The sequence below is a fragment of the uncultured Parabacteroides sp. genome (assembly GCF_905196875.1).
GTDB lineage: Bacteria > Bacteroidota > Bacteroidia > Bacteroidales > Tannerellaceae > Parabacteroides.
The window spans coordinates 1-7966 of sequence record NZ_CAJJWO010000122.1 but is presented as its reverse complement, the minus strand read 5'-3'; the positions used below and the strand labels follow the sequence as shown (position 1 = coordinate 7966).

General features: G+C 46.0%; 8 protein-coding genes. All 8 read right to left on the bottom strand.

From position 1 onward, the window contains the following. Positions 1-109: 109 nt before the first annotated feature. Positions 110-556, bottom strand: a complete 447-nt coding sequence (locus QZ076_RS21595) for an HU family DNA-binding protein (RefSeq protein ID WP_293717177.1) — start codon at positions 554-556, stop codon at positions 110-112. 204 nt (positions 557-760) lie between these two features. Next, complete coding sequence (locus QZ076_RS21590) at positions 761-1231, bottom strand: hypothetical protein (RefSeq protein ID WP_293717176.1); 471 nt, start codon at positions 1229-1231, stop codon at positions 761-763. Positions 1232-1296: 65 nt separating this feature from the next. Further along, complete coding sequence (locus QZ076_RS21585) at positions 1297-2421, bottom strand: hypothetical protein (RefSeq protein WP_293717175.1); 1125 nt, start codon at positions 2419-2421, stop codon at positions 1297-1299. A gap of 4 nt (positions 2422-2425) precedes the next feature. After that, on the bottom strand, positions 2426-2707 hold the full coding sequence (locus QZ076_RS21580) for an HU family DNA-binding protein (protein ID WP_293717174.1): 282 nt from the start codon (positions 2705-2707) through the stop codon (positions 2426-2428). Positions 2708-2760: 53 nt separating this feature from the next. Further along, on the bottom strand, positions 2761-4950 hold the full coding sequence (locus QZ076_RS21575) for a BACON domain-containing carbohydrate-binding protein (protein ID WP_293717173.1): 2190 nt from the start codon (positions 4948-4950) through the stop codon (positions 2761-2763). A gap of 4 nt (positions 4951-4954) precedes the next feature. Next, positions 4955-5980 (bottom strand): fimbrillin family protein, encoded by a 1026-nt coding sequence (locus QZ076_RS21570; RefSeq protein ID WP_293717172.1) that lies wholly within the window; start codon positions 5978-5980, stop codon positions 4955-4957. A 27-nt stretch (positions 5981-6007) separates the two neighbouring features. Next, a complete protein-coding gene (locus QZ076_RS21565) occupies positions 6008-7090 on the bottom strand; it encodes a fimbrillin family protein (protein WP_293717171.1) in 1083 nt (360 codons plus the stop codon). A 12-nt stretch (positions 7091-7102) separates the two neighbouring features. Then, positions 7103-7966: fimbrillin family protein (locus QZ076_RS21560; RefSeq protein WP_293717170.1), on the bottom strand; the 864-nt coding region annotated here is incomplete at its 5' end.

The window sequence follows — 7966 nt, the reverse complement described above, 5'->3', positions numbered from 1 at the left end:
AGAAGAACAATCCCGCTCAATGTGAGCAGGATTGCAATAATCAACTGAACCGTCAGCCGCTTCATAGTCATTCACTTTAACTGTTAAACGTTACCGGTCAACTGCCAGTTTATTCAATGACCGGTCTGTCATCCTCACCCCCTCCTTCATCTTCTTTCTTATCGTCAGGAGAGATTTTCTCAAAACTCGTACGTCCTTTAGCCACACGCAACGCCTTCCCCGGAAAAAAACGAACCTTCGGCTCGCGGATCATATTGGTAGCAAAATCTTTCCCATCCGTCACACCATCCGACCCGAAGTTATAACGGAAATGCCCTAACTCACCAACCTGCACCCTTCGGCCATGCTGCATGTGGCGTACCAATACAACGACCATACGGTCAATTACCGCTTTCACTCCCGCACTACCCACGCCGGAGCTGTCGGCAACCTCTTCCACAAATTCATCGAAAGGGACGTAATCGCCACACACCATCTGTGCATAGATTTTTTCCGGTACTTCTTCCTGATCCGGTCCCATGTTCTTTCTTGTAACTAACTTAAACTTCATTGCCATAATACTAATGTGTTTAATGATTAATAATAAGTCCGATATCGAACACATGTCAAAGATATGAATCCGGGAAACCCGCTTCTATCCGAATACGGGGGAATAAACAGTCAGAAAGGGGAGAAAACGATCCCGTATCCCACACAAGCCATCCGAAGATACCTGAAAGGCGATAGACCGATTCCTCCCCTATTTAACATCAATTAATCATCACTTACGCCTTTTCGCCCACTTACGCATGTTTTCCAAATCCTCGATATCATCCCTGTCAGCCCTATCGTTCCGGAGCTTACAGGAAAAATACTGCAAATTCCCATCAAAACCAAAAGCCAGAAAACAGATAAAGGCCAGATGCATGGAATTAAAATCGAAATCCTTCTCATACGTTTCCAGTAACGTTAGTAACCTACGTAACATCAAAGGTTCGCGCAAGGGAAAAGCCAGTTTTCCTAATACTGTATGAGTTCGGAGATAGTCAACCGATCGCGCCCAATCGCTGCATACAAAGATCAAAACAAACGCTCTGTACTCATCAGTCATTTCCAACCAATCACAAAAAGCGGCATCATAGACCGCTTTTATATAAAAGGCCCTCTCTTCGGGAGCCATCTGTTCCGTTTTTTTCCGGAACTTTCTGCCGGAAGGTTTCTCACCCAGCAGTTCTTTTATTATTTTATACATAAAAAGTGCCGGACCATAAGGGAATAGTTAGCCCTTACCGGTCCGGCACAAAAGCCCGTAGGCCATTAATATCCCTGCGCTATGCGAATATTATGACGCGACAGGCGCGGGTTTTGCGGCATCGCCTTGCGAAACCACGAGATAGCTTCCGACGACTCGTTCTCCATCAGGGCCAATACCCCCAGGTTATTCCACGAACGCGGATCGTCGGCCACCAGCCGCAGGAAATAAGCCGCCGCTTCTCCGTCACCCAAAGCAAGCGAAGCGGCTCCGGCATTCAGTATGGCTTCCCGGCTGGATGGGAAACGGTAAGCTGCCAACTCATATACTTCGCGATATTGTTCCGTACCCGGACGATACAATACCGCCACCTGCAGAAGCTCCTCGAGCGTCAGCTTATCCGGATTGGCAACCACCTTTTCCGCCAGTTCCCCCAGTCGGGGTAACCCGGTAGGAACCCTAACCGTCGTCTCATACGTGACATCCAGCTCCATTCGACGCAAGCGGGAAAAGAAGCTTTTCTCTATATCCTTATATATAGCCCCCTTATTTAGCGCCTTCAGCTGCTTCCGCCGGCTGTCGGCATCGGTGTATTTATCCAGTACAGCCAATACCTCCGCACTATAACTACGCCCCGACTTCGCAACCAGTTCCCGCAGTCCTTCCCAGTCCTCACCTACCCAATCGATCGTGACCGGCACGCCACCGGACAGTTCCGGCAACTTTTGCAGGTAATTCTTAAAACCGACAGCCCGGTTTCCCGCCAGCCGCTCATTCTCACTCGTGCTTCCGTCGGGCGAAGCAAAGCCTGTCAGGCGGACGGCCCGTACCCTGTTTTCCGCTCCCTGCAACTGCGATAAGCGTTCTTTCAGCTTTTCCAGTTCGGCCCGGTTGTTGCCATACTTCAGGTCGAGTTTGACATTCCCTGCCGGGAAACCGATGTAAGCCGTCAACTTTTCAGTACCCGGTTGTTCTGCAGGACAGGTTTCCACTTCCGGTGTCAGATAGCTAATCATCCCGCTGTAAACGGCCAGGGCATCGATCTTCAATAAAGGGATCTCCGCACAGCGCACCAAGGTAGCCTCAGGTATATCTTCTATTACCTGCAAGCTTTGCCGGTCCGTTCCACAGGAAGGCAGGCTGACCAGTATGCATAAACCCGCCAGCCCCTTCGTTATAACCATCTTCATCCTCTTATCTATTTTTAGAATTGAGCGCCTGCAGCAATAACTTTCCCGGCTTAAACTTTACGCTTGTACGGGGCTTTATCATACAAGCAAGTCCCGTACGCGGATTACGCCCCGGACGTTCTGTCTGTTCCCAGGGTTCGAACGAACCAAACCCCTGAAGTGATACAGTATCCTTTTGCAATATTTCTTTCACCACCTCCTGAAAGGCATTGAGAAACTGCCGCGACTGATACTGCGGAATACCCATTTTCTCCGCTAACTCATTTACTAAATCTGCTTTGTTCATAATCTGTTATATTTATAATATTATATCAATAAAGTCTTCAAAACCTTCTTATATCACAATATGGTTCGAACACATCGGCAAGTAGACGAGCTTGTTTTAGGTGCCCACTTAAATACATTACCACCACTACTATTTTTATACAAAACATGAGCAGTACTTCCATTAGTCCTACTACCCCAAAAACCACTAGTTGGAATTCCGTGATAAGGAGAGGTTCCATTCCACATTCCATACATTTCAGAATCGCCAGGTAATCTCCAGTCATCAAAATCCTCTGAAACCAGATTAGCACAATAACTACTACAGCTATCCCAATTCAAAGTTTTCTGTGTACTTATATTAGATTTTTGAATTCCGTATTCACTTCCGGGAGGAGGTGATCCATATTGAAAAATAGAAACTACCTGCGAATAGTTTTTATCCGGTATATTCACTGTTATCGATGCCAAACGTTTGGGGGTTGACGGATTCCTCTCAACACTTATCAATAGCTGAGCAGGTAATGTTCCACTTGTCGGCGTGATTGTTATACCATTAGTAGAATGAACCACCATATTCCAGGTTAACCCTTCTGTTCCACTCAAATAATATTGATCAACGCCTCTTGAAGTCAAAGCAATAGTCGCAGGAATCCCTTCATAAACCGAACCATCCTGCGTCACACTGATTGTCTTGATCAGATCCCCTAGCCCATTTCCGGCAGAAACCGTTACCAGACCGTTCCTGGCATCATCACTGGTATTCAGTGTTGCACTGTAAGCTATCTTCTGCGCAGCTCCTGTCGCATTCTCTATCCCAGAAAGTGCTCCTCCATCTACAGTCAAGGTCAACCAGTTCACATTTTTAGATACAACCCAGGATAATCCTCTCGTTCCGGTAAATGAGCAGAGATTGTCACTTGTAGCTTTTGCTTCCAGTGCTTTAGAAGTTTCAGTTATTGTCAGGATTGAACCTTTTTGCTTCACTGTCACATTATTTCCATCTATCGTAAACACTTTATTACGAACTGTCGAACCGGGATTTGCCTTTACGGCAGTGAATGTTACAGGAGTAGGACCGCTATAGTTCAATGTATTTCCTGCTCCGGTCGTACTACCTCCCACCAAAACCGACAACCAATCAGGTAATGCTAATGACCACGCCGTTCCTGGACGGGAGGTGACCTGCATGGATGTTGCAGAGTTTATTTCCGCATCCAGAATTGTAGGATCCACCATATCCGGTACGGTTACTGATACTCTCGGATCGCTCAGATCAATACCGCTTAAGGTCAGATTGATTACATACGGTGTATTTCGATTCAGGTTATAATCGTTGATGCCACTGCCCGGATAATATCGGAAAGACACATTCTGGTAAGTCGTCCCATTCACTGTTGCATCCCCGACTATTTCTATATAAGTAGCATTAGGAACAGAAATAGAGCTTCCTTTTTTCCCGCGTGCATTCGAGGCATAACCATCTTTACCACTACTGATAACTCCTGCCTTATTCTCCGGCGTATACCACGTAACCTTCCCGGCGGAAGCCGGAGCATTTGTGGTAAAATCCTGATAGGATATACCGGATATCTGTCCGGATGGTTCCATACATTGTATCTGTCCCGGAACATTACGCAGATAAATATTCTTCAGCGTAAGACTAAAACCAGACTTGATAGTATAGCTCAATTCAATTTTTGCCAGCATACGTTTCAATGGTATTGTTTTGCTGTAATCCACCGAAATCGTTTCTCCGTCCAATTGCCCGAACATCGGAACACTTTCTGCTTTATAGGCTATTTTCTTTAGATTAAAATCGTTCAAAGTAGCCACTTTCCCTAAATCATCTGTATTTGCCACAAAACGCAGGTTACTTTGAGCCGACTCGATCAGCTGTATCTGAATAGTATTCCCCACATTCGTCAGAAAATAAGAAATCAATAAATTTCCCGAAACAGCATCATACTGTCCTACCCAAAGTGTTTTCACTTCATTTTCATTTATTGCCCTCGTCTTTACTTCCGGCTTTTCCACGACAGGAGGTATCGTATCTCCTATTGTTTCTCCGGGAGAAGTGAAAAAATCACTTCGCGTAATAGGGTTAGAATTCTCTTCTACTGAAAAACTCAAATCCGCAGCTACCCGTATCGCCCGGCTGGATGTATCTTTTGCATCGTATTCATCCGTACATCCACCCAAGACAGCAAGGACTGCAATTATCATTACTCCACGTAGACACAAAGTTTTTATTACTGTTTCCATTCGCTTACAAAATATTTAATCGGGAAGAAGCCCCTCCCATATTATTGTCAGTATCGCTAACCTGGGTGTACCAATTGACAGTCCAGGTCAAAGTAGAAGAATTATTATCCACCGTTAAAGAAATGATATACGATTTACCGGCTTCAAAAGCAATAGCATTCAGAGTTGCCAGAAATGTTTTTTCCTTGATTGCCGCCTCATTTTCATTCTGATAATCAAAAGTCACCTTTATATCCATCGAGGCAGTACTCTTAGGCAAGACCAGATTTATTGCCTGGGTAAGTCCCAGTGCCTTGGGATCATCTACGGAAGGAACTGCCGTGAAATTAGAAAAAGTAACAGTGGATGCAGCTGTCGGCGTTATTGTTTGTACCTTTCCGGACAAGATGGAACCAGTCGCCGCGGACATAGAACTCAGAGCCACCGACTTGGCCGTCAGTTTCTTCAATCCGATTTTCGTTGTTGTCGCAGGGATCACTTTGAATATGACCCGGGCTGATTGACGGTTGAATGTTCCGAGTGTAACAAGGTCATTCGATACAGTCACTGCTATTCCTTCTGCAAAAGATGTCATCACATCCTCATTCCTTTGCAAACCATTCACCTTGTATTTTCCATCCTCCGACACCAAAGGGCGTGCAGGGGAAACAGCATAAAAATCATAGGTTCCTTTATATACCCAAAAAGCATCTGGAGTACCTGCTGTTTTATTACCGGAAGCATCTACGTTGCAAGGCGTTAACATACCATCGGCATCCACTTCATAGGTAGCCTGAGCAGTCGGTTCGGTAACAGTAAAATCCACAGGTGTAGCCAATGCTCCGGATGCACGTTTATAGGCTGCTACACGAACAGTTGCTCCAACCGGCAAATTCTCGACCGATGCACGGGATGCTATGCGACTATCCACGCCAGAGGCCTGTATGCGAAGCTCCACAGGAACTTTTTCCGAACCAACCTGCTCCAACACATCCCTTGTCGTACACCCTGTCAGTAGTAGTAAAAGACAAACGACCCTGTAATAATCCATATATTTCATTTCATTATCTTTCCCATATTATTCGGCAGAAACCGGATCTTTCAATTCATCACTCCAACCAACAAGTGTAACACTTGAAATAGTAAGTGCTTTTTCCGTCAACAGGATCGTATAAATATAGTGCTTACCTTTCTGCCAGTTCAGCTCAGTCGATGCAGTGGTAGTAAAAGTACGGTCATAGGTATCCGAATCCTTCATCCCCACTTTAATGACTACATCCACTTTCCCTTTATCGACCGACGGATACGGAGCTACCAACGCGAAAGCTTGAGGAGAAACTGCTACAAAATCAGGATCGGAACCACTCACGGCATAAGCCGCCACCTGCCTACTACCGGCAGATGTTTTCGGACTAAATGTAATTGTTGATAAACGACCGGCATCGTCTGCTTTAATATCTCCCGTATTCAGATCTATTTCACCCTTTCCCACAAATCCGGTTTTTCCCCCGTCAGCCTTGAACACGAGTTTCACTTCTTTCACATAATCACGGGTACCGGGAGCCGGAAGCCCGCTATTTCTCATCACGCGGAAACTGACCTTCGATAAAGCATGAGACATATTCAATGCCGCCGACGAGTTATTTTTATTGATATTAGAAACCGGAGCCGAATAAAGATAGTCCTTCTCACTGGTATTCCAGTCTGTTACACCGTCCTGATTTGTAAAATCGAATGTCTGCACAGCCGACAAAGTCAGACCGGTTAACTTCAATGGCGCACCGGCAGTAAATGTCGCCGTTAAATCCGACGGAGCCCAGGCATAGACTGTTCCTTTGGTATCGTTCAGATAAAGCGGAGTACCCTCTGCCATCCAGGTGACTGCATCAGTACCTTGCGTTTTAAAAAGCTGCCTGGTAACATCGGTATCATACCAGGAGACGTTGCTGTTTGCCGTTACCCCTACTGCGATTTTATTCAGTACATTCCCGGTTGTCCCGGTCCCGACAGTTGTAAAAATACTTTTTGTTTCCAGGTTAGCATTTCTTACTCCCAATATGACCGGATTTCCCCCTCCGTTCTCCATTTCCGTTTCAACAAGCGAGCATCCCGAGACGCCGATCCCCAACGCCATACATACACTATAAATAAACTGTTTCATATCATTCTGTTTTTATTTGTTCTTTGTTACACTGTCGGGCAATACAGGTTCACTGATTGCCGATTCTTCCCATCCGACCACCTGAGGTTTGCTTACAATCAGACCTACATCGGTTATCAGGAGAGAATAAATATAATGTTTACCCCCTTCCCAGCTGAAAACTGTGTTTTCAGCCTGATACGACCGGTCGTATCGCGTATTCGCCTTCTGTCCGAGCAACACACTGATCGTCCCTTCCACCTTCGTTACCGGAGCAGTCAAACCAAACATCTTGGCTCCCAGACCGGCATGGTTGGCCGTATAAGCATCGACTTTCGCGTAATCGCCTACATTGGAAAGCTTTATCGTATTGTATAAAGAGCCTCCCGTTATTTTGCCGTTGCCCAAATTGAATGACACGACACCCGCCGTAAAGCGGGGGCTACCCGTCGATTGCAAAGTGACACTCTTGATAAAGTCATTCTCGCCGGGAGCCGACTGGTCGATTGCCTTCATGACCCTGAAGCTCACTTTAGCCATAAAATGCCTCATCTCCAGCGAAGCCGTGTTATGATCACGCGAAACGACCGGCCGATTTGTTACATTTCCCGGCTCCGTCCCGTATAGGTAATCATATTGGTCGACATCCGTCAGTGGAGCCGAAAGATCAGCAGGCAACCGGCATGACTGCTCACATGCGATGGTACCTGGTAAAACGGGTATTCCGCCTTCAAGCGAAACCGTGAAGGTTGCGCTCTCCTTCGGAACGGAACAGGCATACACCGTACCACTCTTTTCAGCAAGAAAAAGTGTATCTTTTCTCGCCTCCCATCCTGTCCCGTTATAGTAGAACTGTTGTGTCGGGATTTCATCATTATAAAAGTCATTACCAGCCGT